The sequence below is a fragment of the Corynebacterium glutamicum ATCC 13032 genome (genome assembly GCF_000011325.1).
In the GTDB taxonomy this organism is placed as follows: domain Bacteria; phylum Actinomycetota; class Actinomycetes; order Mycobacteriales; family Mycobacteriaceae; genus Corynebacterium; species Corynebacterium glutamicum.
Genome location: NC_003450.3, coordinates 894674 through 916889, shown reverse-complemented (window position 1 = coordinate 916889; position 22216 = coordinate 894674). Strand labels below are relative to the sequence as shown.

The window sequence follows — 22216 nt, the reverse complement described above, 5'->3', positions numbered from 1 at the left end:
CTTGATTGGGGAACAATGTCCATAAAACATGCACTCTTGGTGCTCATGCTCGACGAACCAACCTCGGCAAGTCAGCTGCAAACCAAGTTTGAAGAAACAATGGGGATCTGGCAGCTCAATATCGGCCAAGTCACCCAAACCATCCAGCGGCTACAGCGCGACGGCCTGGCGGAAACCGCAGGCACCACCGTCAGTTCCAACGGCCGCACCGTAGATACTTTCCAGCCCACGGACTTAGGTCGCGAACTTGTCGCGCAGTGGTTCGAAAGTCCCGTCACCGTCACACTGTCCGAACGCGATGAATTAGTCACCAAAATCGCCATCGCAGAATCACGTGGCCTCAATTTGATTCCACTTTTAGACATTCAACGCAACACAGTCATGGCGGAACTACGCGCACTCAACAAATCCAGCCGCGATCTCGCCGAAACCAGAAACACCCAGCGGCTCCTCGTCGAAAAGCGAATCTTTGAACTAGAAGCCCAGGCACGTTGGCTCGACCGAATTGAAGCATTGGAGCAGTAAATGACAAACACGCCTTTCCCCCTTGAACTTCAAAACATCTCCTGCGCCTTCGGAGAAGGCCCACGCCACGTCTCCGCGCTCAACAACGTCTCGCTGGCAGTCAATCCCGGCGAACTCGTTGCCATCATGGGCCCGTCCGGCTCAGGAAAATCCACCTTGCTCAACGTCGCCGGCCTCCTGCAGCGCGCAACCTCTGGCCATGTGCTTATCGACGGTGCCAGCGCCTCAGACCTCAACGCCAAACGCGCAGCTGAAACCAGGCGTCGCCACATCGGAGTTATTTTCCAAAACTACAACCTGGTCCCCACCCTCACCGTCGGAGAAAACGTCGGTCTGCCCCTAGAACTCGACGGCAAAACCGACCGCCAGGCAGTAGCAATCGCACTCGCGGAAGTCGGCCTCGAAGGCTTCGACGACCGCTTCCCCGAAGAGATCTCCGGCGGCCAAGCCCAGCGCGTCGCCATCGCGAGAGCCCTCATCGGCCCCCGAAAAATCTTGCTTGCCGACGAACCCACCGGCGCCCTCGACACCTCCACCGGCGACGCAGTCCTCCGCGTCCTCCGCCAAAGAATCGATTCCGGTGCCGCAGGCCTCCTTGTCACCCACGAACCCCGCTTCGCCGCGTGGGCAGACCGAACAATCATGCTTAGGGATGGTGAAATCCAGTGACCACACTTCTAGCAGCAACCCGCCCCACCCTGCGCGATGCCTTTAAACACCCATGGCGATCGCTGGCAGCCATCTTGTTGGTGGCCGTACCGATGTTCCTGGTGAGTTTCTTTCTTACCTATGATCAATCAATCAACAATGCAGCTAGCTATCCTGGTTCCCAGGTACAAGCTCACTATGACGGAGAAGGAGCCTACCAACTCCTCCAAGAAAACCTTCCAGAAGACTTCCACCTGGAACTCTTTGCCAATGGTTATCCAGAAGTCTCCTTCGGTGATGAGGAAGTCAATTTCTTTGTTGTGCAATCAACAAACGTACAACAAGCCTCATTTCCCGCCGATGCACTCGATGTTTTAGGTGCCACAATCGGTGATACCGTGACCATTCACGGCACCCCGGTGGAAGTTCAGTCGATTTCTCCCACAAATATCTTATTGCCCGAAGGTACTCTGTTTTCTCTTGAGAATTTCTCCGAATCAGAAACTTTTTCCGGCACCTGGTACTTCCCCGGATCGAATTTCACCGAAGAAAACCGACAAGCACTAGAAGCAGTTGGCTTTGAAGTTAATGAATATCGGCGCGGCCCCATATCCGTCGACCCAAATTTGATCCCAAGCTACATCATGGGATTTTTATCGACGACAATTCTCGCCGTCGTTGCACTCATGCTGATCTCACCAGTATTTACAATTTCCGCCTCAAGGCAAACCAGAACTTTCGCACTGCTCGCCTCACAGGGTGCCACACCTAGACACATTCGGTGGGCAGTGCTTACATATGGGCTCTTCGCAGGTCTTGTTGGGGCATCCATTGGTTTAGTTCTGGGGCAAATAGGCATCTACGGCTGGTGGAAATACACCTATCCTGAATTCTCCCTCACCACCCCCTGGCTAGTTCTTGTAGGTTTTTGGGCGCTGGCAATCATCGCTTCAACGATTGCTGCATTCTTACCGGCAGTTTTTGTCAGTAGATCAAGCATCATCAACGGAATCTACGGAGGAATCTCCGACAAAATCATCCGGTGGAGCCCTCGAATGCTCATCGGGCCAATCGTCTTAATTGCAGCTGCGGTAATCGCCTTGTTTATCGGTGACGGAGAGTGGGGAGGCGTCGTCAAGCAATTATGCTTCCTGGCAGCCGTCATCGCCCTGCCGGCCTCAGTGCCTGCGGTGTTGTGGGCGCTTGGGCGCCTGCCTGGTTTGACATTCAAACTAGCTACGCGCGATATGCTGCGCCGATCAATGCACTCCATTCCTGCGATTGGTGCGCTGGCGGCAGTGATTATGCTTGGTACATTTATGCAAACAACTGGACTTGCAACCCAAGCCAGCGATAGAGAAGCTACCGCCTCGGTGTATCCTGAGGCCGTATTCTTACGCGGTGACACACAAATCCCTGGACTCATGGGGCAAAAAATCGATGTATACGGTGATAACCATGGCTTTGGTATCTATGAACTAGATGTAGATTTTTACTCGGCCAACTATGTGCCCGCACTGACCTCATTTTTTGGCGGACCAGTTATTGCCACGCCCAAGATTTTAGACATGTTCGGTGTCCACGAACAAGCCGACATCTACGCGCCATCAACCTATAATTCCGGGCTGCAAGAATACGCAATATACCCCGGCGATGAAACCTACATGCTAGACACCGCTGCTGTTTTACCGCCGCTGTACTCACATGTTTTATTAAGCCCAGAAACTTTTGAAGAAATCGGAGGACAAACAGAATTCTTGGGAACAATCGTGCTTCCCCAAGAACTAGATGACCAAACTGTACAAGCAATCAATCGGTCAAGAGATGCGCATTTCAGCCACGACGGCCATAATTCTTCACTTGCTTCCAGTGCTGCACTAACTGCGGTGGCAATTGTGGTCGTTTCCCTTGTGATCGTGCTGGCTAATCGCAAACTCCAACAGCACGCATTGATTGCCATCGGAGCAACACCTGGAACAATCTACAAAGTCAATGCCTTAAATGCAGCGTTGCTTGCCCTTGTCGGAGGCATCATGGGCCTTGTCTCCGGATGGATTGCAGCGCTGCTGACAGGCACCACTGATGAAATTGTTGATGGAGCAATTTTGAACTACGGCACGCTTGAACACATGATGCTGCCGTGGCCTCTGTTGGTAAGCCTCCTCGTTGTGGCGCCGCTGGTGTGCGCCGTGATTGGGGCTATAGCTTCTCCATCGGGACGCCACCAAGAAGCATCAATCTAACCTTGCCGGAGGAACCGAAATCGATGGTGACGGTGGCTCGGGGGCCGCTGCCATCTGAAGAGAGCACGGTTCCCAAGCCGTACTTGTCGTGATTGACGCGATCCCCCACCGACAGATCCAACTGCTTATTGTTGGTGCGAGTTTTGGTGGGGATGCTTCGGGTGGGTCGAGGAGCCCAGGCGGAAGACATCTGGGGTTCTTCGCGCCTCCAATCGATGAGTTCTGCGGGCACTTCTTGGAGGAAACGTGACGGTGGGTTGGTCACCGGGTTGCCCCAGGAGCTACGCAGCATGGCTCTGGTCATGTAGAGGCGCTTGCGGGCGCGGGTGATACCCACGTAGGCGAGGCGGCGTTCCTCGGCAAGTTCTTTGGCATCACCAAGGGAACGCAGGTGTGGGAACTGTCCGTCTTCCCAGCCTGTGAGGAACACGATGGGGAATTCAAGGCCCTTGGCGGTATGCAGGGTCATGAGGGTGACTACGCCGTTGTCGGAATCGGGGATTTGGTCGGCGTCGGCAACCAGGGAGACTCGCTCCAAGAATGCCTGTAAGCTGCCCGGTTGGGCTTCGCCTTCTGGAACTTCATTAACCATGCGGTTTGCGGCGTCGGAGGAGAACTCGCGGGCCACGGAGACAAGCTCGTTCAGGTTGTCTAGGCGTGCGCCATCTTGAGGGTCGTTGGATGCCTCAAGTTCTGCCTTGTAGCCAGTGATGTCGAGGATGCGACTGATGACTTGGCCGATGTCTGGCAGGCCGGTGACCTCATTGACCATGGTGGGGAGTTCGGAGCGGAGGGCGTCGAAAAGCTCATTGAACTTAATCACCGCATTCTTGCCGCGCGCTCCAAGCAGGTCGACCTTGCCGAGGGCGGCGTCGAGAAGCGCTTGCCCGAAGCTGATCTGATTGTTCTCGCTGTGCAGCGCGATGAACGCCTGCGCGCGATCGCCGATGCCGCGCTTGGGGGTGTTGATGATGCGACGGAGGTTGACGGTGTCATCGGGGTTTTCTAAAACGCGCAGGTAAGCGATGATGTCACGGATTTCTTTGCGTTCGTAGAACTTCGTGCCGCCGACTACTTTGTAGGGGACGCCGGTGCGCATGAAGACATCCTCTAGTGCGCGCGAGGAATTGTTCGTGCGGTACATGATCGCGATGTCGGAATAGCTCATGCCGTGGTCAACTAAATTGTCGATCTCACTAGCAATAAAACGGGCTTCATCGTGCTCATTGTCGGCAACATAACCAATGATCTGCTCGCCCTCCCCCAGCGCAGTCCACAGGTTTTTAGGTCGACGGTTCTCATTTTGAGAAATCACCGCGTTGGCAGCAGAAAGAATCGTCTGGGTGGAACGGTAATTCTGCTCCAGCAAAATGGTGCGGGCGTTGGAGAAATCGCGCTCAAACTCTTCAATGTTGCGGATCGTGGCGCCACGGAAAGCATAAATAGACTGATCCGAATCACCCACAACACACAGCTCAGACGGATCCTGGTCAGGCTTGCCGACGAGCGTAGAAATCAGCTCATACTGAGCGTGGTTGGTGTCCTGATACTCATCGATCAGCACGTGGCGGAAACGTCTGCGGTAATACTCCGCAACAGGTGGATGCTCCCGGAAAATCCGAACAGTCTCCCCAATCAAATCATCAAAATCCACAGCGTTGGCACGGCGAAGCCTGCTCTGATACTCCGAAAACGCCCTGGCCACGACTGTTTCATAAGGATTGTGCGTGCGTTCAGCATCCGCAAGAGCCTCCTGCGGAGTAACCAACTCATTTTTCAAATTAGAAATAGCACCCAGCAACGTACGCGCCGAGAACTTCTTAATATCCAACTCCAGATCCTTGGCGATCATCGTGAGCAAACGCCTCGAATCATCCGAATCATAAATAGTGAAGTTAGTGTTCAGCCCCTCCACCAACTGCGCCTGCTGACGCAAAATACGCACACACACCGAGTGGAACGTAGCCACCCACATGCGCTCCGCAACCGGGCCCACCAGCTGACTGACACGCTCACGCATCTCAGCGGCAGCCTTATTGGTAAAGGTAATGGCCAAAATTTGCTGCGGATGCACACCACGGTAACGCATTAAATAAGCAATACGCCTGGTCAACACAGCAGTCTTGCCTGAACCAGCACCAGCGACAATCAGCAGCGGAGAACCGATATGCTCCACAGCAGCACGCTGTTGCTCATTCAAGCCATCGATGAGATCGGGGGAACCTGGGGTAAAAGGAGAAGTATTCATTACCCCAATAACCTACTAGGTGGGGTGGACACGCATAGTCGACAGCCAGACGTGGCAGAATAGTGTGCATGACTAATGCAGGTGACAACTTCGAGATCAGGATGCCTTCTGGCACGGATGACCCATTGTCCGATGCGGAGATCCAAAAGTATCGCGAGGAGATCAACCGCTTGGACCGCGAAATCCTCGATGCGGTGAAACGCCGCACGAAGATTTCCCAAACCATCGGAAAAACACGCATGAGCTCGGGCGGAACACGTCTCGTGCACACCCGAGAAGTAGCAATCATCAACCAATTCCGTGAAGAGATCGGCGAGGAAGGCCCTGCCCTCGCTGGAATTTTGCTGCGCATGGGACGCGGAAAACTCGGATAAGTTATCCACAGGTAGAAAAATATTTATATACCCTGACCAGGGCTTTTAGTTTTGGTCAGGGTTTTAGCCGTTGATGGGCAGAGTTATCCACAGGTTTTTAGCGAGCTGGTTTCCGACGAAGAAAATAGTGGATAGGTTACAGGGCAGAATCCCGAATGGAGGTGCCTTCCTTGTTTACCAACTTCTTCGCAGTCAACAACCCAGACAGTCCGCCCGCACGACAAAAAACCAAACTCAGAGAACTGGAACACCGCTTCTGGCAAGAACACCTGCCAGGCGACGACGATGACCATTCCACCGCAATCTCCAGCCTCGCCATCGTCACAGGTCTAACAAAAGCGCAGGTCTCCCGCATATCCATCGCGTTTGCCACGCTCGCCGACTTGCCCGAACTCAAAGCCCTGCAACAAAAGCTGTACCACCTCGACCTCTCCCGACTGATCACCATTAGCAACGAACTCGCCGGCATCAACCCCGACAACCTCGCCGGCGCCGACGCAATCCTCACCGAATACCTCACCGCCACCAGCCCCAACCAGATTCTGCCAAGCCCGGCGTCCATAGGACGCAAGATAAAAGAAATAAGAGATTTGCTTGACGACGCAAGAGCCACCGGTTCGCGCGGTACCCAAGACGACAGCTCTTTCGGAGTGACCTTCTCCCCAGACGGAACCGCCGAAATCGGAGCCTCCGTCGATGCTGTGGACGGGCACATCATCAACGACGCCGTCACCCAACACGCGAAGAAAAACGACCTCACCTACGGCGAAGCTTTCAGCGACATCCTTCGGAACAATATCCAAGTCAAGGTAGTCCTCAACTTGTACACCGCCAAAGACCTCGCCAACGCCCCAGTGTGGGCCAGCGGAATCGGCTGGTTGGATGCCAAGACTGGAACATTCTGGTCAGAGAAAGCCAACAAAGAACAAGACATGGATGCGGCTGCCAAAATCAGCACCGACAAACACGATCCTCCACCAGCGTTGCGTGACGCACTCATTGGTCGTGATGGCACCTGCCGATTCCCTGGCTGTTCAGTCCCAGCGCTCAAAACCCAAGCCGACCACCGCATCCCCTACGAAGAAGGCGGAGAAACTTGCCTAGGCGGAATCGGCTGCCTCTGTCAACACCACCACAACATGAAAACCGACGGCCGAGTCACCTACCTTCTCGATCCCTTCTCCGGCATCATCGTCTGGCTCATGGGAGACGGAACATGGGCAGTGTCAGAACCCAACGGGCCGCTCAATCCCAAAAATGCGAGATGGGCGCAAACAGTCGCCCAACACCGGGCACGCCACCACAAGCGTTGGGTTAAGGAGGACGCCAAGTAGCCGGATGGCCACGTCGAAAAGCAGCCCAATAAACGCACCTAAATTTGTCGTGTTTCCCACTTTGAACACTCTTCGATGCGCTTGGCCACAAAAGCAAGCTAACCTGAAGATGTTATTTAACGACAATAAAGGAGTTTTCATGGCGGACATTTCGACCACCCAGGTTTGGCAAGACCTGACCGATCATTACTCAAACTTCCAGGCAACCACTCTGCGTGAACTTTTCAAGGAAGAAAACCGCGCCGAGAAGTACACCTTCTCCGCGGCTGGCCTCCACGTCGACCTGTCGAAGAATCTGCTTGACGACGCCACCCTCACCAAGCTCCTTGCACTGACCGAAGAATCTGGCCTTCGCGAACGCATTGACGCGATGTTTGCCGGTGAACACCTCAACAACACCGAAGACCGCGCTGTCCTCCACACCGCGCTGCGCCTTCCTGCCGAAGCTGATCTGTCAGTAGATGGCCAAGATGTTGCTGCTGATGTCCACGAAGTTTTGGGACGCATGCGTGACTTCGCTACTGCGCTGCGCTCAGGCAACTGGTTGGGACACACCGGCCACACGATCAAGAAGATCGTCAACATTGGTATCGGTGGCTCTGACCTCGGACCAGCCATGGCTACGAAGGCTCTGCGTGCATACGCGACCGCTGGTATCTCAGCAGAATTCGTCTCCAACGTCGACCCAGCAGACCTCGTTTCTGTGTTGGAAGACCTCGATGCAGAATCCACATTGTTCGTGATCGCTTCGAAAACTTTCACCACCCAGGAGACGCTGTCCAACGCTCGTGCAGCTCGTGCTTGGCTGGTAGAGAAGCTCGGTGAAGAGGCTGTCGCGAAGCACTTCGTCGCAGTGTCCACCAATGCTGAAAAGGTCGCAGAGTTCGGTATCGACACGGACAACATGTTCGGCTTCTGGGACTGGGTCGGAGGTCGTTACTCCGTGGACTCCGCAGTTGGTCTTTCCCTCATGGCAGTGATCGGCCCTCGCGACTTCATGCGTTTCCTCGGTGGATTCCACGCGATGGATGAACACTTCCGCACCACCAAGTTCGAAGAGAACGTTCCAATCTTGATGGCTCTGCTCGGTGTCTGGTACTCCGATTTCTATGGTGCAGAAACCCACGCTGTCCTACCTTATTCCGAGGATCTCAGCCGTTTTGCTGCTTACCTCCAGCAGCTGACCATGGAATCAAATGGCAAGTCAGTCCACCGCGACGGCTCCCCTGTTTCCACTGGCACTGGCGAAATTTACTGGGGTGAGCCTGGCACAAATGGCCAGCACGCTTTCTTCCAGCTGATCCACCAGGGCACTCGCCTTGTTCCAGCTGATTTCATTGGTTTCGCTCGTCCAAAGCAGGATCTTCCTGCCGGTGAGCGCACCATGCATGACCTTTTGATGAGCAACTTCTTCGCACAGACCAAGGTTTTGGCTTTCGGTAAGAACGCTGAAGAGATCGCTGCGGAAGGTGTCGCACCTGAGCTGGTCAACCACAAGGTCATGCCAGGTAATCGCCCAACCACCACCATTTTGGCGGAGGAACTTACCCCTTCTATTCTCGGTGCGTTGATCGCTTTGTACGAACACATCGTGATGGTTCAGGGCGTGATTTGGGACATCAACTCCTTCGACCAATGGGGTGTTGAACTGGGCAAACAGCAGGCAAATGACCTCGCTCCGGCTGTCTCTGGTGAAGAGGATGTTGACTCGGGAGATTCTTCCACTGATTCACTGATTAAGTGGTACCGCGCAAATAGGTAGTCGCTTGCTTATAGGGTCAGGGGCGTGAAGAATCCTCGCCTCATAGCACTGGCCGCTATCATCCTGACCTCGTTCAATCTGCGAACAGCTATTACTGCTTTAGCTCCGCTGGTTTCTGAGATTCGGGATGATTTAGGGGTTAGTGCTTCTCTTATTGGTGTGTTGGGCATGATCCCGACTGCTATGTTCGCGGTTGCTGCGTTTGCGCTTCCGTCGTTGAAGAGGAAGTTCACTACTTCCCAACTGTTGATGTTTGCCATGCTGTTGACTGCTGCCGGTCAGATTATTCGTGTCGCTGGACCTGCTTCGCTGTTGATGGTCGGTACTGTGTTCGCGATGTTTGCGATCGGAGTTACCAATGTGTTGCTTCCGATTGCTGTTAGGGAGTATTTTCCGCGTCACGTCGGTGGAATGTCGACAACTTATCTGGTGTCGTTCCAGATTGTTCAGGCACTTGCTCCGACGCTTGCCGTGCCGATTTCTCAGTGGGCTACACATGTGGGGTTGACCGGTTGGAGGGTGTCGCTCGGTTCGTGGGCGCTGCTGGGGTTGGTTGCGGCGATTTCGTGGATTCCGCTGTTGAGTTTGCAGGGTGCCAGGGTTGTTGCGGCGCCGTCGAAGGTTTCTCTTCCTGTGTGGAAGTCTTCGGTTGGTGTGGGGCTCGGGTTGATGTTTGGGTTTACTTCGTTTGCGACGTATATCCTCATGGGTTTTATGCCGCAGATGGTAGGTGATCCTCAGCTCGGTGCGGTGTTGTTAGGCTGGTGGTCAATTTTGGGATTGCCGCTGAACATTCTGGGACCGTGGTTGGTGACGCGTTTCACTAACTGCTTCCCGATGGTTGTTATCGCCAGTGTCATGTTTCTCATCGGTAATGGTGGGTTTTGTTTGGCTCCGGATGTTGCGCCGTGGTTGTGGGCGACGTTGTCTGGTCTTGGTCCCCTTGCGTTCCCGATGGCGTTGACGCTCATTAATATTCGTGCTGAAACTAGTGCTGGTGCTTCTGCGTTGAGTTCCTTCGGGCAGGGTTTGGGTTATACGATTGCGTGTTTCGGTCCCTTGTTGACTGGTTTCATTGTCGATGCGACAGGCAGCTTCCGAACAATCTTTGTGCTTTTTGCGGTTGCAACACTCTTCGTTATTAGAGGCGGTTACTTTGCGACAAGGCAGGTTTACGTCGAAAAGCTTTTAAATCGCTAGGATGGCGCTATGCCGCAAAGATCTGACGCTGCTTGTGTGATCGCGACGCTGCTGTTTTTGGTGGGTTTTGCGGTGTTGAATTGGGTGTTTAATGTGCAGTGGGCGTGGGGGATGCTCATTGCGTATCCGCTTGTTTCACATGCGGTGATCGCGCGGAGTAAACGATGATTTTGGATTGGGTTATCTCCATCATGGAGGCACTCGGCGCCGTTGGCGTGGGTGTCGCGGTGTTTTTGGAGAACGTTTTCCCGCCGATTCCAAGTGAGGTGGTGCTTCCGCTCGCGGGTTTCACCACCACGCAAGGCGATCTCAATGTGTGGGCGGCGCTTATGTGGTCGGTGATCGGGTCGGTTTCCGGAGCGTTTTTGCTTTACGGGTTGGGGCGCTCAATCGGGGCGGCACGGTTGCGGCAGGTCGCCGACTGGATGTGGCTTGTCGACGCGACCGACGTGGATAAATCCCTATCGTGGTTCGAAAAGTACGGGAAGTATTCGGTGTTTTTCGGTCGGTTGGTGCCGGGTGTCCGAAGTTTGATTTCGATTCCGGCGGGCGTCGACAAGATGAATCCGGTTCTCTTCGGTGTGCTCACTGCGGTGGGCAGCACCATTTGGAATGCGGTTCTGATTTGGACTGGTGTGTGGTTGGGGGCGGAATGGGAGACGGTGTCGATGTGGTTTGAGAGCTATTCAACGATCATTTACGTAGGTATCGCGCTCATCGTGGCTTATGTGTTGTTTGTTTTAGTCCGTCGCCGAATTAAAACTTAACCATCGGTTCGTAGCCGAAGGGAATGCGGTTGCTGTCATAGATTTCTTTGCCGAACGGGAAACACGTCACGGGGATCATTCGGATGTTTGCGATCGCCAGTGGAATTCCGATGATGGTGATCGCCTGGGCAGCCGCGGTGGTGAGGTGCCCGATCGCCAGCCACAGTCCAGCAATGATAAACCACAGTCCGTTGCTCAGGGCAGAAAACCCTCCGGCTTTAGGATTACGAACAACCGTCCTACCAAACGGCCACAGCGCGTAGTTAGCCATGCGGAAGCTTGCGATACCGGCGGGAATCGTCACGATGAAGATACATGCGATGATTCCGAAGAATACGTATCCCAACGCGAGCCAAATGCCACCGAAGAATAACCAAATCAGGTTGAGTATTAGTCTCATGCTTCACGAGTTTAGCGGTTGGCAGCGCGGACACCACCAGATTATTCGCTCCCCCAACTCGGCTTTCACGATTGGGGTTCGGCATCTCCTGCACGGTTTATTGTTACGCCCAAACACATAGGTGGATTCCCCGGCGCGTCGAACCCCGGTGGTCACTCGAATCGGCGAATTTCGATTTTCCCACATGAGTCTTCGGGTAATCTTCAGAGCCTTTTCGACGTCAACGTATCCTACTTGTGTCGCCGGGTGGACGCCCATGAGGAAGCAGATCTCAGCGCGGTATTCGTTGCCTACTCCAGCGAGGTTGGATTGGTCGAGGAGGGCTTCGCCAATTGTTCGGGAAGGGTTCGATGCAATATTGTTCCGTGCGGTGTTGATGTCGAATTCTTCGGCAAGGACGTCGGGGCCGAGGTAAGCGATCTCTTCGGAGTAGCGGTTTGCGGGGAACACTCTGACAAAGCCGAGGGAATGCCCCACCACCTCGATGTTTTCCGACAGCACAAGCACTACCCTCGCGGTGTGTCCAGGTTTGCGCCAGCGATCGCCTTTGCGGTGGACAGCCCACGTCCCTTCCATTTTGAGGTGGGTGTGGAGGATCTCTTCACCGAATTGCATGAAGAGGTGTTTTCCGTAGGGCCATACGCGGTTGACGGTTTGACCGGTGAAATCGTGAAGTGCCACTGATGGCACACGCAGGGAGGTTTCCAGCACTTCTCTTCCGCGCATGAATTGAAGTTTGCGGGAGAGTTGGAATACGGAATCACCTTCTGGCATGTCATCAGGTTAGCGCCGTCCGAAGCCTCCACGAAAAGTCCTGGTGGGAAGCGTATCTGAGGGGGTTTCCCGTGCCACTGGTGGTCGAAATCGCATTCCCTTCGGGGTGATGGTGGCGCCGTGTTTGCGGAATTGTTCCAGGAGTGGGGAGTCGAAGACGTTGTCGCCGTTGATTTTTTCTACCGTGAGCCTTTCGTATGTGATTAGGGCTGTCGCGATTTTGGGGATATTGTCGGAGAACACGGTGAGGGTGCGCCCGCCGCGGGTGAGGTGGGCGAGGAGGAGTCCGTCGCAAAGCACGACCATAGCTCCGGCGGCGCGGCTGGGCCCCTGCTCAGGCCAGGGAAGTGCGGCGCCGTAGGGGTTTGCGGGGTCGGCGGCGGCTATGAGGTAGACGTCTGGGTCGGTGGCGCCGGAGGGCCAGCCTTCGACGTCGGGGGAATCGTCGTGGCCGCGGAGGCGGTCGATGATGGCGGGCGTGGAGAATTGCGCGGCGCCGAGCCCTTCGATGAAGTAGCCGCGCATCGCTTTGCCGCTTTCTTCGAAGCCGGAGAGCACTTTGTAGGCCAGGGCGAAGCCTCCGACGATGTCTTCGGCGACGACGCTCCCGCGGGTGAGCACGCCGTAGCGGTCGAGCCAGCCTTCGCCGTGTGCGACGGAGCGGCTGGTGGCGTCGGCGGGTTGCACGGACAGCGTCCATCGTCCGCGCATGTCTGGGGGCACGTCGCTCGCGAAGCTGGTGCGGGTGCGCAGCCGGGATCTCGCTGGTCGACGTTTCGCCCGATGCGCCGTGGTTCCCGACGCTAGGCGCGCGCGGATCGGCGCGAAGCTATCAGGGCTGACCAGGCCTGCTTCCACCAGCCCCCACATCGCTTCTTGCAGCTGGGCTGTGGTGTAGCCGAAATTCTCTTCGAGAATGTCAGAAAACAGGAAGGCGCCTCCCGCACGCAGCTGGTCAAGCACGGCGTCCTGCAATGGGCTCATGCTTGTCGACGCCTCCCCCACCAACTGCGCCGCATAATCCACGGGCAGCAAGCTAATCCACGGATCGCGGCTTCCGGCTTGGCCCGCTCCCACGATGAGGACTTCCCCATTGGAGGTCAGCTCATCGAGATGGATCGGTGAATAGTCGGCAACCCGGCGCGGCAACACGAGATCTTCCCACGCACTGGCGGGAAGACGTACACCGGCGAGTTGTTCAATGACTGTGTAGGTGCCATCAACGCCTCGGAGTTCAGGTGTGGCGCCCACCGGTGCGATCTGTTGCCAATCAAGCAGGAATCGCGCAAAGGCTGATTGCGATACCGGCCTGGTTTGTTTCCTCGCTGCTGCGAGGCTGCGTCGCCTTATGATCGACAACACTTCTGTCGCACAGTATTCCTGCACGTCCACGCCTTGTCGGTAGCGGCCTTCAATCACAGGTGCGCTTTGAAGGGCGGTGATCGCCGTGGCGATGCCCAGTCCAAAGGCTTCTGCCAAATCATTCGCAGTAAATGGCCCTCTGGTACGAACCCACCTGTTGACTAACTGTTCCAACGCATCCGTAATGGTTTCTACCTGCGCAGGCACACCAGGCGGTACGGGAACACCTAAGGCATCTCGAAGCAAAGGTGCATCCAAGACCTGCGCTAAATGTTCCCGACCGTTGATCCGAACAGTCATTGCTCGATCCTCCAGGTCTGGGTTTTCAAAGGTGATGTGTTCGCCCAATTCATCCAAAGGAATCGGTCCTAAAATCCTCAAAGAATCTGCGAGTTCTTCATTGTTTCTCGCCGCACGATCGCCTTGCCTGCGCAATTGTTGGTGCACTTCTGCGATGATGTCGGGATCCAGTAATTGTCGAAGCTCCACCTCACCCAGCAATTTCGCCAACAGTGCCGGATCCAGGGCCAACGCTGCGGCACGTTTCTCTGCGAGCGGGCTGTCGCCTTCGTACATGAATGCACCGGTGTAATTGAACAGCAATGCGGAGGCAAAAGGACTGGGCTGCTGGGTGGTGACTTCCGCGATTCTTACCTTCCGCAGCTGTAGATCCTCAATGAGATTCTTCAGAGCGGGCAGATCGTAAACATCTTGAAGACATTCGCGCACTGTTTCCAAAATGATCGGGAAACTCGGGTACTTTCTGGCCACATCAAGAAGCTGTGCTGCTCGTTGTCGTTGCTGCCACAGCGGTGCGCGCTTGCCGGGGTTTCGTCTCGGCAGCAATAGGGCCCTCGCGGCGCATTCACGGAACCTGCTGGCAAACAGCGCAGAGTTACCCACCTGCTCTGTCACTAGCGTTTCGATCTCTTCCGCCTCAAACATAAACAACGCTGCGCTGGGATCTTCATCCCCTTCCGGCAACCGAAGCACAATGCCATCATCACCTGCCACGGCTTGCGCATCCATGCCGGTCTCTTCAGCGATTTTCGCCCCGACGGCCAAAGCCCATGCTGCGTTTACTCCTCGTCCATAAGGAGTGTGCAGGACAATGCGCCAGTCGCCTAGTTCATCTTTGAAACGCTCCAACACCAACGTCTTCTCATCCGGCAACACACCGGTGGATTCTTCCTGCTCCTGTAAAAAGGCGATCAGGTTGTCGTGCGCCCAGCCTTCCAAGCCGGAGCTGGATGGATCGGTGAGGGTCGAGCGTCGAAAAGCGCCTAAAGCTTTACCCAGCTCAGCGGGCCGGCCTGCGGCATCGCCCGTCCAAAAAGGCAGCCGACCCGTGTGACCCGGCGCGGGAGTGACCAGTACCTGGTCGCGGGTGATCTCTTCAATCCGCCAACTCGACGCCCCGAGCGTAAACACATCGCCCACGCGGGATTCGTAGACCATTTCCTCATCGAGCTCGCCGACGCGCCGGGGACCATCGCCGACGAGGAAGACTCCGAACATTCCTCGATCGGGAATTGTTCCGCCACTGGTCACTGCTACGCGTTGGGATCCTGGCCGGCCCTCCAGCACGCCTGAAACCCGGTCGTACACCACACGTGGCTTCAGCTCGGCAAAATCTGTGGAGGGATACACACCGCTGACCAGGTCGATGACGGAATCGAAGACTTCGCGCGCCAAATCCCGGTACGGATACGCCTTGCGAATAGTCTCGTACCACTCATCGACCTGCACATCTTTAATCGAGACAGCCGCCACCGTCTGCTGTGCCAGTACATCAAGCGCGTTTTTGGGCACGTGGATCTCTTCGATCAGCCCTTCCTTCATCCGCTGCACGGTCACCGCGGTTTGCACCAAGTCGGAGCGGTGCTTGGGATAAAAGGAGCCTATCGACGTCGCCCCCACCGTGTGCCCCGCACGCCCCACGCGCTGCAGGCCACTTGCCACGGACGGTGGCGATTCCACCTGAATCACCAGGTCCACGGCACCCATATCAATGCCCAACTCCAGCGAGGAGGTGGAAATAACTGCGCGCAACCGACCTTCCTTCAGCATGGTTTCGGTGGTGGCACGTTCATCTTTGGATACGGATCCGTGGTGCGCACGTGCGATCACCTGTGGTGCTTTTCCTGCCACATCCGCTGACGACATAATCTGCGCCGGATCTCTTCGCAGCTGCGGCGACAGCGATTCCGGATCGTGTTCCATCGCCCAGATTTCATTCAACCGACTGGTTAAACGCTCCGCGGAACGCCTGGAATTTACAAACACGATGGTCGATTTCGCCGACATCACCTGGTTGTACACCTGCTGCTCAATGTGTGGCCAAATCGAGCCTTGAGTAGGCAGCGCTGATTCGCCAGTAATCCCCAACGGATCATCCATGACTAGTTCACCAATAGTTGATCCCGGCTCCTGAACCGGCAAATCCGACATGTCTTCCACCGGCACAGTGACAGTGAGATCCCACTTTTTCTCCGCAGGTGGAGCCACAATCTCAACGGGTCTGCCACCGCCCAAGAAACCCGCCACCGTTTCCAAAGGACGCACCGTTGCAGACAAACCAACTCGCTGCACAGGCCGCCCCACGAGCTTTTCCAAACGCTCCAGCGTCAACGCCAGATGCACTCCCCGTTTGGTTCCGGCCATGGCGTGGATTTCATCGATGATCACCACATCAACATCCGAAAGGGTCGCCCCCGCTTTTGAGGTCAACATCAAATACGCCGACTCCGGAGTGGTGATCAAAATGTCTGGAGGCTTACGCACCTGCCGGGCCCGCTCCGCCGATGGCGTATCACCCGAACGAACCGCCACAGTGATATTGGGCACATCCAAACCCATCCGAGAGGCAGTCCTCGCAATACCGGTCAACGGTGCACGCAGATTATTTTCTACATCCACGCCAAGCGCTTTGAGTGGGGAAATGTAGAGCACTTTCACTTTCCCACCACGAACAGGCACCGGTGTTCCCGTGTCTAAAACCTGTTGACCTGTTTGTTCAGTGAGGGAATCTAACGCCCACAAAAACGCAGCCAAGGTTTTACCACTACCGGTCGGCGCCACCACGAGGGCATTCTTCCCCTTAGATACCGCCTCCCACGTTCCCTCCTGAACAGGGGTCGGAGATGCAAAGACATCCCGGAACCACTCCGCTACTTGAGGTCGGAATCGGGAAAGAATGCTTTTAGCCATGCCTTAATGTAACCAAACATCTAGAATTGAGAACATGACTGCTCAGATTGATGATTCGATCCTCACCCATCGTCTCGCCCAAGGCACCGGAGAAATCCTCAAAGGTGTCCGCAATGTTGGGGTGTTAAGAGGTCGGAATCTCGGTGATGCCGGCGACGAACTCGCACAAAGTTGGATTGCTCGAGTGTTGGAGCAGCACCGCCCCAACGATGGATTCCTGTCTGAAGAAGCCGCCGACAACCCAGACCGCCTATCCAAGGACCGCGTGTGGATCATCGATCCCCTCGACGGCACCAAAGAATTCGCCACCGGCCGCCAGGACTGGGCAGTACACATCGCACTGGTAGAAAACGGTGTTCCCACCCACGCCGCTGTTGGCCTCCCCGACCTTGGCGTGGTGTTCCACTCCGCTGATGCCCGCGCCGTGACTGGCCCTTACTCCAAGGTCATCGCCATCTCCCACAACCGCCCACCAAAGGTTGCTCTATCTTGCGCAGAGCAGCTCGGCTTTGAAACCAAGGCCCTTGGATCCGCAGGCGCTAAAGCAATGCACGTTCTCCTCGGTGACTACGACGCCTACATCCACGCCGGCGGCCAATACGAGTGGGATTCCGCAGCACCAGTCGGCGTCTGCAAGGCAGCAGGCTTGCACTGCTCCAGGCTCGACGGTTCCGAGCTGACCTACAACAACAAAGACACCTACATGCCAGACATCTTGATCTGTCGCCCTGAACTTGCAGATGAACTTCTCGAGATGTGCGCGAAGTTCTACGAGGAGAATGGAACTTACTAACGCTGTTATGATGACGGCATGACTGTTCCAACGCCTTATGAAGACCTTCTTCGGAAGATTGCTGAAGAAGGGTCCCACAAGGACGACCGCACCGGCACCGGCACTACTTCTTTATTCGGACAACAAATCCGCTTTGATCTCAATGAAGGTTTTCCCCTTCTGACCACCAAGAAGGTCCATTTCCACTCTGTTGTGGGTGAGCTTTTGTGGTTCCTTCAGGGGGATTCCAACGTCAAATGGCTGCAGGATAACAACATCCGCATTTGGAATGAATGGGCAGATGAGGACGGCGAGCTGGGCCCTGTTTATGGTGTCCAGTGGCGTTCTTGGCCAACCCCTGATGGTCGTCACATTGACCAGATCTCAGGTGCTTTAGAAACTCTGCGAAACAACCCTGATTCACGTCGCAATATTGTCTCGGCGTGGAATGTTTCCGAGCTTGAAAACATGGCTCTTCCCCCTTGTCACTTGCTTTTCCAGCTCTATGTCGCCGATGGCAAACTGTCTTGCCAGCTCTACCAGCGTTCTGCGGACATGTTCCTGGGTGTGCCTTTCAACATCGCATCTTATGCACTGCTCACCCACATGTTTGCCCAGCAGGCAGGCTTGGAAGTCGGCGAGTTCATTTGGACTGGCGGCGACTGCCACATTTATGACAACCACAAGGAACAGGTCGCGGAGCAGCTGAGCCGCGAAGCTCGCCCCTACCCCACCTTGGAGCTCAACAAGGCAGCGTCCATGTTTGAGTACAGCTTCGATGACATCACCGTGTCCGGCTACGATCCACACCCATTGATCCGCGGCAAGGTCGCCGTATGATCGGTGCGATTTGGGCACAAGGCCGCGACGGCATCATCGGCGACGGCACCGACATGCCCTGGCACATCCCGGAAGACCTCAAACACTTCAAGAAAACCACCATGGGCCAGCCGGTCATCATGGGTCGTCGCACGTGGGAGTCTTTGCCGTTCAAGCCGCTTCCCGGCCGCGAGAACTTCATTCTCTCCTCACGCGAGCCCGGCGACTGGTCCGCCGGCGGCACAGTGGTCACCGAAATCCCTAAAAGCGGCTGGATCATGGGCGGCGGCGAGGTCTACAAGGCCACCGTCGGCAGCGCCGACGTTTTAGAAATAACGCTTATCGACGCCACCTTCGATGTTTCCACTCCCGTCTACGCACCCGAAATCCCGGCGAACTTCAACCTCGATGACGAATCCGAGTGGTTTACCTCAGGCGAGTATCGTTACAAGTTCCAGCGCTACATCAAGGTTTAAGGAGCAAACAACATGAGCAACGTAACCATTTACGCCACAGATTGGTGCCCTTACTGCCGATCCCTCCTCAAAGGTCTCGACGGCCAAGAGTACGACCTCATCGACGTCGACCAAGATGAGGAAGCCGGCGAGTGGGTTAAGTCAGTCAACGACGGCAACCGCATCGTCCCAACCGTGCGCTACTCCGATGGCACCCACGCAACTAATCCCCTAGCTGCGGAAGTAATCGCCAAAATCGAAGCATTAGCCTAAACGCAAAAAAGAGCCTTTCGGCTCTTTTTTCTTATTCATCACCAAACAGTTTGGCCATATCATCGGGAGACAAATCCGTATTAACTCCCGCAAATGTCGCGGAGAAAATCTCCTGCAAATAACGGTCACATGCCGCACTCAACTGCTTGGCATCATACTTGTTGAGCAGCATAATCCGGCGAGGCGTTCCATCATCTTGGATCTCATCAACCGCCAGCACTGGAACACTATCTTTAGTGATCTGATTGACCACAATTGGACGACGCTGCACATCATGGAACGAAGGCTTATACCTGGTCATTTCTGCTCCTTAAGGTCGGGAAGTATTAACTCCCACCTTACCTGTGGAAACAGCTTGTCGAAGCAAAAGCAACCCCCTCTTTTTCTTCCCACCCCCGCGTGTTGTAATCTAGTTCGGTACGCCTTGGTAGCTCAGTGGATAGAGCACCGCTCTCCTAAAGCGGGTGTCGGAGGTTCGATTCCTCTCCAGGGCACAATTTACCCCCATTGAACTGCATCAATGGGGGTTCATCATTTCCTCCAAAGTGCAAAAATACACGCTTACGTACACTGTAGATCATGCTACAGAGCCCGAAGAGAGCCATCGGCCTGTCCGCCGCATTGCTCACGCTCACCGCGTGTGGGGCAAACGACGAGCTTTCCAGTTATCTCACCTCCATTGAGACAGCTACAGCTCAAGTTTCCCTCAACGACATTTACAACGATCAATGGTCCGAATTTGCAGTCGTTTGCCCCTACACGCCAAGTGACTATGCGAAGGCGGAACTTGACGTCGGAGATACCCCCTGGCCAGATAAGTGGCCAGACGAACAAACCAATTTTCTTCTCCTAAAAAGTGACACGGGCGAATACAAATGGGTGCGATATCGCAGGTCAAACCTCGACTTTTGCTCTGAACCAAGGATTGACTTCACGCTCTTCCCCACTGCTGCAACGCTGGAATTCACCGCTAACGATGGCTGGATTCTCGAGTCTGTACACCCTTGATCAAAGCCCGAGTGTTCCGTAGATTAACTTTGTCGTATATTGTGACCTACACCCCATACTGTTAGGAGTTTTCATGCTCGACAATAGTTTTTACACCGCAGAGGTTCAGGGCCCATACGAAACCGCTTCCATTGGCCGGCTCGAACTCGAAGAAGGGGGTGTGATTGAGGATTGCTGGTTGGCTTACGCTACAGCTGGAACGCTCAACGAGGACAAGTCCAACGCCATCCTCATTCCGACGTGGTACTCCGGAACCCATCAGACCTGGTTCCAGCAGTACATCGGCACTGATCATGCGCTGGATCCATCAAAGTATTTCATCATCTCCATCAACCAAATCGGTAATGGTTTGTCGGTCTCCCCTGCCAACACGGCTGATGACAGCATCTCGATGTCCAAGTTCCCGAATGTTCGCATTGGTGATGATGTCGTTGCCCAGGACCGGCTCTTGCGCCAAGAGTTTGGTATTACCGAGCTCTTTGCCGTCGTTGGTGGTTCGATGGGTGCGCAGCAAACCTATGAGTGGATTGTTCGCTTCCCTGACCAAGTTCATCGAGCAGCTCCGATCGCGGGCACTGCGAAGAACACTCCTCATGATTTCATCTTCACCCAGACTCTTAATGAGACCGTTGAGGCCGATCCAGGGTTCAATGGCGGCGAATACTCCTCCCATGAAGAGGTAGCTGATGGACTTCGCCGTCAATCGCATCTTTGGGCTGCCATGGGATTTTCCACAGAGTTCTGGAAGCAGGAGGCATGGCGTCGCCTGGGACTTGAAAGTAAGGAGTCAGTGCTCGCGGACTTCCTGGATCCGCTGTTCATGTCCATGGATCCTAATACCTTGCTCAACAACGCTTGGAAGTGGCAGCATGGCGATGTCTCTCGCCACACCGGCGGCGACTTGGCAGCGGCTCTTGGCCGAGTGAAGGCTAAGACCTTCGTTATGCCCATCAGCGAGGACATGTTCTTTCCTGTTCGTGACTGTGCCGCAGAACAAGCACTCATCCCAGGCAGCGAGCTTCGAGTGATCGAAGACATCGCCGGTCACCTTGGGCTTTTTAACGTCTCTGAGAATTACATCCCACAGATCGACAAAAATCTGAAAGAGCTGTTCGAGAGCTAAACACTGATGTCAAAGAGCCTTTTCAGCCCAGTGGGATCCTGGCTATCTGAGAAATAGTTGATGGTCCCATATGGGAGTGTTCCTCCCTTTTCTCCGAAGTCCACGTAAAAGACAAGTGAGATTTGGAGGTTTTCAGTTCTTTCACCGGCCATGATCTTCCATTGACCGCCGTGGACTCGAACCAACCCTTCACCAAAGAATAACGCTAAGGATTCTTTGGTGAAGTCCTCCTCTTCAAAATTTTGAAGCTACCGAATTCAAGGATTTTTCACCCCGGGGATTGCTGTCGATGATGCCGTAACGCTGCGCATTGGCAATCATGGAATCTGTAATATCCCGTGCTTCTGTGATGAAGTCTTCTAACAATTTTTGGTAGCTCAAAATTCCCTATCCAAAATCTACTGCGCGGTTCCTGCTGCGGTTCCGGTCATCTGCTCACCGGTGGCCAAGTACACGGAGCACACTACCTCGCGGTCGCCGTTTGTCCAGGAGCCAAAGGTTGGGGTCATTGGGTAGACCTCGTAGATGGAGGTTTCGTAAGGAGCTCCTACGAAGCCTTCAAATGTTGGGAGGCAGCCTTCGTAGCCTGTGGTGGTGATGTCGGTTGGGAAGTCGTCGCCTTCGATGTCGTAGAGGTAGTAGATCTCGTTGTCGTGAGGTTCTGCGCAGTCGACGATGGGTACTTCGGAGATTTCTTCTTCGTAGGTGTCGTTGAAGCATTCGCCAACGGAGAGTTCGAACGCGGAGGTTTGGTCTCCTTCTACGTCGTTTCCGGATGCCTGTGCTGCAGAGGTTGCAGATTCGATTGTTGCTACGAGAGACTCAGTCTGTGTGCAGCCAGCCAGGGCTAGTGCGAAGGTTCCTGCTGCAGCAAACTTGAGAAGTTTCATGAGATCTCCGATAGTAGATTTAATTAGGT

21 protein-coding genes and 1 tRNA gene are annotated in these 22216 nt (G+C 54.9%); 16 read left to right on the top strand and 6 right to left on the bottom strand.

Annotated elements, in window-relative coordinates:
• Nucleotides 1-15 precede the first annotated feature (15 nt).
• The 3 genes from CGL_RS04310 to CGL_RS04300 are packed head-to-tail and all read left to right on the top strand — an operon-like array spanning nt 16 to nt 3416.
• On the top strand, nt 16-525 hold the full coding sequence (locus CGL_RS04310) for a PadR family transcriptional regulator (RefSeq protein ID WP_003862411.1): 510 nt from the start codon (nt 16-18) through the stop codon (nt 523-525).
• Nucleotides 526-1194, top strand: coding sequence for an ABC transporter ATP-binding protein (locus CGL_RS04305; protein WP_011013931.1), 669 nt, complete (start codon nt 526-528; stop codon nt 1192-1194).
• Nucleotides 1191-3416, top strand: a complete 2226-nt coding sequence (locus CGL_RS04300) for an ABC transporter permease (protein ID WP_011013930.1) — start codon at nt 1191-1193, stop codon at nt 3414-3416. Before CGL_RS04305 ends, CGL_RS04300 begins: the two co-directional genes overlap by 4 nt.
• Here the strand turns inward: CGL_RS04300 and pcrA are convergent.
• Complete coding sequence (gene pcrA, locus CGL_RS04295; RefSeq protein ID WP_011013929.1) at nt 3373-5664, bottom strand: DNA helicase PcrA; 2292 nt, start codon at nt 5662-5664, stop codon at nt 3373-3375. The two genes, CGL_RS04300 and pcrA, sit on opposite strands and share 44 nt — an antisense overlap.
• A 68-nt stretch (nt 5665-5732) precedes the next feature.
• Between pcrA and CGL_RS04290 the strand changes: the two genes are divergently transcribed.
• The 6 genes from CGL_RS04290 (at nt 5733) to CGL_RS04270 (ending at nt 11101) form a co-directional block, all read left to right on the top strand.
• Nucleotides 5733-6038, top strand: coding sequence for a chorismate mutase (locus CGL_RS04290; RefSeq protein WP_003858377.1), 306 nt, complete (start codon nt 5733-5735; stop codon nt 6036-6038).
• Nucleotides 6039-6199: 161 nt separating this feature from the next.
• The gene (locus tag CGL_RS04285; RefSeq protein ID WP_230622908.1) at nt 6200-7372 is read left to right on the top strand and encodes an HNH endonuclease signature motif containing protein; all 1173 of its coding nucleotides are present in this window, start codon (nt 6200-6202) and stop codon (nt 7370-7372) included.
• Nucleotides 7373-7511: 139 nt separating this feature from the next.
• Nucleotides 7512-9134 (top strand): glucose-6-phosphate isomerase, encoded by a 1623-nt coding sequence (gene pgi / locus CGL_RS04280; protein ID WP_011013928.1) that lies wholly within the window; start codon nt 7512-7514, stop codon nt 9132-9134.
• A gap of 24 nt (nt 9135-9158) precedes the next feature.
• On the top strand, nt 9159-10334 hold the full coding sequence (locus CGL_RS04275) for a CynX/NimT family MFS transporter (RefSeq protein ID WP_011013927.1): 1176 nt from the start codon (nt 9159-9161) through the stop codon (nt 10332-10334).
• A 9-nt stretch (nt 10335-10343) separates the two neighbouring features.
• The gene (locus CGL_RS15430; protein WP_165442296.1) at nt 10344-10502 is read left to right on the top strand and encodes a hypothetical protein; all 159 of its coding nucleotides are present in this window, start codon (nt 10344-10346) and stop codon (nt 10500-10502) included.
• Nucleotides 10499-11101, top strand: a complete 603-nt coding sequence (locus tag CGL_RS04270; protein ID WP_011013926.1) for a DedA family protein — start codon at nt 10499-10501, stop codon at nt 11099-11101. Before CGL_RS15430 ends, CGL_RS04270 begins: the two co-directional genes overlap by 4 nt.
• On the opposite strand, the gene CGL_RS04265 is transcribed toward CGL_RS04270, so the two are convergent.
• From CGL_RS04265 to CGL_RS04255, 3 genes are read right to left on the bottom strand one after another with little or no spacing between them, the layout of a single operon-like run.
• On the bottom strand, nt 11091-11501 hold the full coding sequence (locus CGL_RS04265; RefSeq protein WP_003858364.1) for a YccF domain-containing protein: 411 nt from the start codon (nt 11499-11501) through the stop codon (nt 11091-11093). The genes CGL_RS04270 and CGL_RS04265 overlap by 11 nt on opposite strands.
• Nucleotides 11502-11504: 3 nt before the next feature.
• Entirely contained in the window at nt 11505-12275 is a 771-nt protein-coding gene (locus CGL_RS04260; RefSeq protein WP_003862398.1) for an Fpg/Nei family DNA glycosylase, read from the bottom strand.
• A 9-nt stretch (nt 12276-12284) separates the two neighbouring features.
• On the bottom strand, nt 12285-16847 hold the full coding sequence (locus tag CGL_RS04255) for an ATP-dependent helicase (protein ID WP_011013925.1): 4563 nt from the start codon (nt 16845-16847) through the stop codon (nt 12285-12287).
• A 34-nt stretch (nt 16848-16881) separates the two neighbouring features.
• Here CGL_RS04255 and CGL_RS04250 point away from each other — a divergent pair, with 34 nt between their 5' ends.
• Genes CGL_RS04250 through CGL_RS04235 form a run of 4 tightly spaced genes read left to right on the top strand, consistent with a single transcriptional unit; the run spans nt 16882 to nt 19166 of the window.
• The gene (locus CGL_RS04250; RefSeq protein WP_003862394.1) at nt 16882-17640 is read left to right on the top strand and encodes a 3'(2'),5'-bisphosphate nucleotidase CysQ; all 759 of its coding nucleotides are present in this window, start codon (nt 16882-16884) and stop codon (nt 17638-17640) included.
• Between the two features lie 18 nt (nt 17641-17658).
• Nucleotides 17659-18459, top strand: coding sequence for a thymidylate synthase (locus CGL_RS04245; protein WP_003862391.1), 801 nt, complete (start codon nt 17659-17661; stop codon nt 18457-18459).
• Complete coding sequence (locus tag CGL_RS04240) at nt 18456-18914, top strand: dihydrofolate reductase (RefSeq protein ID WP_011013924.1); 459 nt, start codon at nt 18456-18458, stop codon at nt 18912-18914. Before CGL_RS04245 ends, CGL_RS04240 begins: the two co-directional genes overlap by 4 nt.
• Nucleotides 18915-18926: 12 nt before the next feature.
• On the top strand, nt 18927-19166 hold the full coding sequence (locus tag CGL_RS04235) for a mycoredoxin (protein ID WP_011013923.1): 240 nt from the start codon (nt 18927-18929) through the stop codon (nt 19164-19166).
• 31 nt (nt 19167-19197) lie between these two features.
• On the opposite strand, the gene CGL_RS04230 is transcribed toward CGL_RS04235, so the two are convergent.
• The gene (locus CGL_RS04230) at nt 19198-19467 is read right to left on the bottom strand and encodes a hypothetical protein (RefSeq protein ID WP_003862386.1); all 270 of its coding nucleotides are present in this window, start codon (nt 19465-19467) and stop codon (nt 19198-19200) included.
• Nucleotides 19468-19587: 120 nt separating this feature from the next.
• Between CGL_RS04230 and CGL_RS04225 the strand changes: the two genes are divergently transcribed.
• From CGL_RS04225 to CGL_RS04215, 3 genes are all read left to right on the top strand, one after another.
• A tRNA-Arg gene (locus CGL_RS04225) sits at nt 19588-19660 on the top strand.
• Between the two features lie 85 nt (nt 19661-19745).
• Complete coding sequence (locus CGL_RS04220) at nt 19746-20174, top strand: hypothetical protein (RefSeq protein ID WP_003862384.1); 429 nt, start codon at nt 19746-19748, stop codon at nt 20172-20174.
• Between the two features lie 73 nt (nt 20175-20247).
• A complete protein-coding gene (locus CGL_RS04215; protein ID WP_003862382.1) occupies nt 20248-21297 on the top strand; it encodes an alpha/beta fold hydrolase in 1050 nt (349 codons plus the stop codon).
• Between the two features lie 398 nt (nt 21298-21695).
• Here CGL_RS04215 and CGL_RS04210 read toward each other — a convergent pair whose 3' ends face one another.
• Nucleotides 21696-22187: a septum formation family protein gene (locus CGL_RS04210; protein WP_011013921.1), complete on the bottom strand. Its 492-nt coding sequence runs from the start codon at nt 22185-22187 to the stop codon at nt 21696-21698.
• Nucleotides 22188-22216 lie beyond the last annotated feature (29 nt).

Bases quoted from the DNA above. Each gene is read 5' to 3' on its own strand.
- CGL_RS04255 (WP_011013925.1), bottom strand. From the start codon at position 16,847: ATGGCTAAAAGCATTCTTTCCCGATTCCGACCTCAAGTAGCGGAGTGG.
- CGL_RS04260 (WP_003862398.1), bottom strand. From the start codon at position 12,275: ATGCCAGAAGGTGATTCCGTATTCCAACTCTCCCGCAAACTTCAATTC.
- CGL_RS04250 (WP_003862394.1), top strand. From the start codon at position 16,882: ATGACTGCTCAGATTGATGATTCGATCCTCACCCATCGTCTCGCCCAA.
- CGL_RS04265 (WP_003858364.1), bottom strand. From the start codon at position 11,501: ATGAGACTAATACTCAACCTGATTTGGTTATTCTTCGGTGGCATTTGG.
- CGL_RS04215 (WP_003862382.1), top strand. From the start codon at position 20,248: ATGCTCGACAATAGTTTTTACACCGCAGAGGTTCAGGGCCCATACGAA.
- CGL_RS04305 (WP_011013931.1), top strand. From the start codon at position 526: ATGACAAACACGCCTTTCCCCCTTGAACTTCAAAACATCTCCTGCGCC.
- CGL_RS04290 (WP_003858377.1), top strand. From the start codon at position 5,733: ATGACTAATGCAGGTGACAACTTCGAGATCAGGATGCCTTCTGGCACG.
- CGL_RS04240 (WP_011013924.1), top strand. From the start codon at position 18,456: ATGATCGGTGCGATTTGGGCACAAGGCCGCGACGGCATCATCGGCGAC.
- pgi (WP_011013928.1), top strand. From the start codon at position 7,512: ATGGCGGACATTTCGACCACCCAGGTTTGGCAAGACCTGACCGATCAT.
- CGL_RS15430 (WP_165442296.1), top strand. From the start codon at position 10,344: ATGCCGCAAAGATCTGACGCTGCTTGTGTGATCGCGACGCTGCTGTTT.
- CGL_RS04230 (WP_003862386.1), bottom strand. From the start codon at position 19,467: ATGACCAGGTATAAGCCTTCGTTCCATGATGTGCAGCGTCGTCCAATT.
- CGL_RS04235 (WP_011013923.1), top strand. From the start codon at position 18,927: ATGAGCAACGTAACCATTTACGCCACAGATTGGTGCCCTTACTGCCGA.
- CGL_RS04210 (WP_011013921.1), bottom strand. From the start codon at position 22,187: ATGAAACTTCTCAAGTTTGCTGCAGCAGGAACCTTCGCACTAGCCCTG.
- CGL_RS04310 (WP_003862411.1), top strand. From the start codon at position 16: ATGTCCATAAAACATGCACTCTTGGTGCTCATGCTCGACGAACCAACC.
- CGL_RS04270 (WP_011013926.1), top strand. From the start codon at position 10,499: ATGATTTTGGATTGGGTTATCTCCATCATGGAGGCACTCGGCGCCGTT.
- pcrA (WP_011013929.1), bottom strand. From the start codon at position 5,664: ATGAATACTTCTCCTTTTACCCCAGGTTCCCCCGATCTCATCGATGGC.
- CGL_RS04245 (WP_003862391.1), top strand. From the start codon at position 17,659: ATGACTGTTCCAACGCCTTATGAAGACCTTCTTCGGAAGATTGCTGAA.
- CGL_RS04220 (WP_003862384.1), top strand. From the start codon at position 19,746: ATGCTACAGAGCCCGAAGAGAGCCATCGGCCTGTCCGCCGCATTGCTC.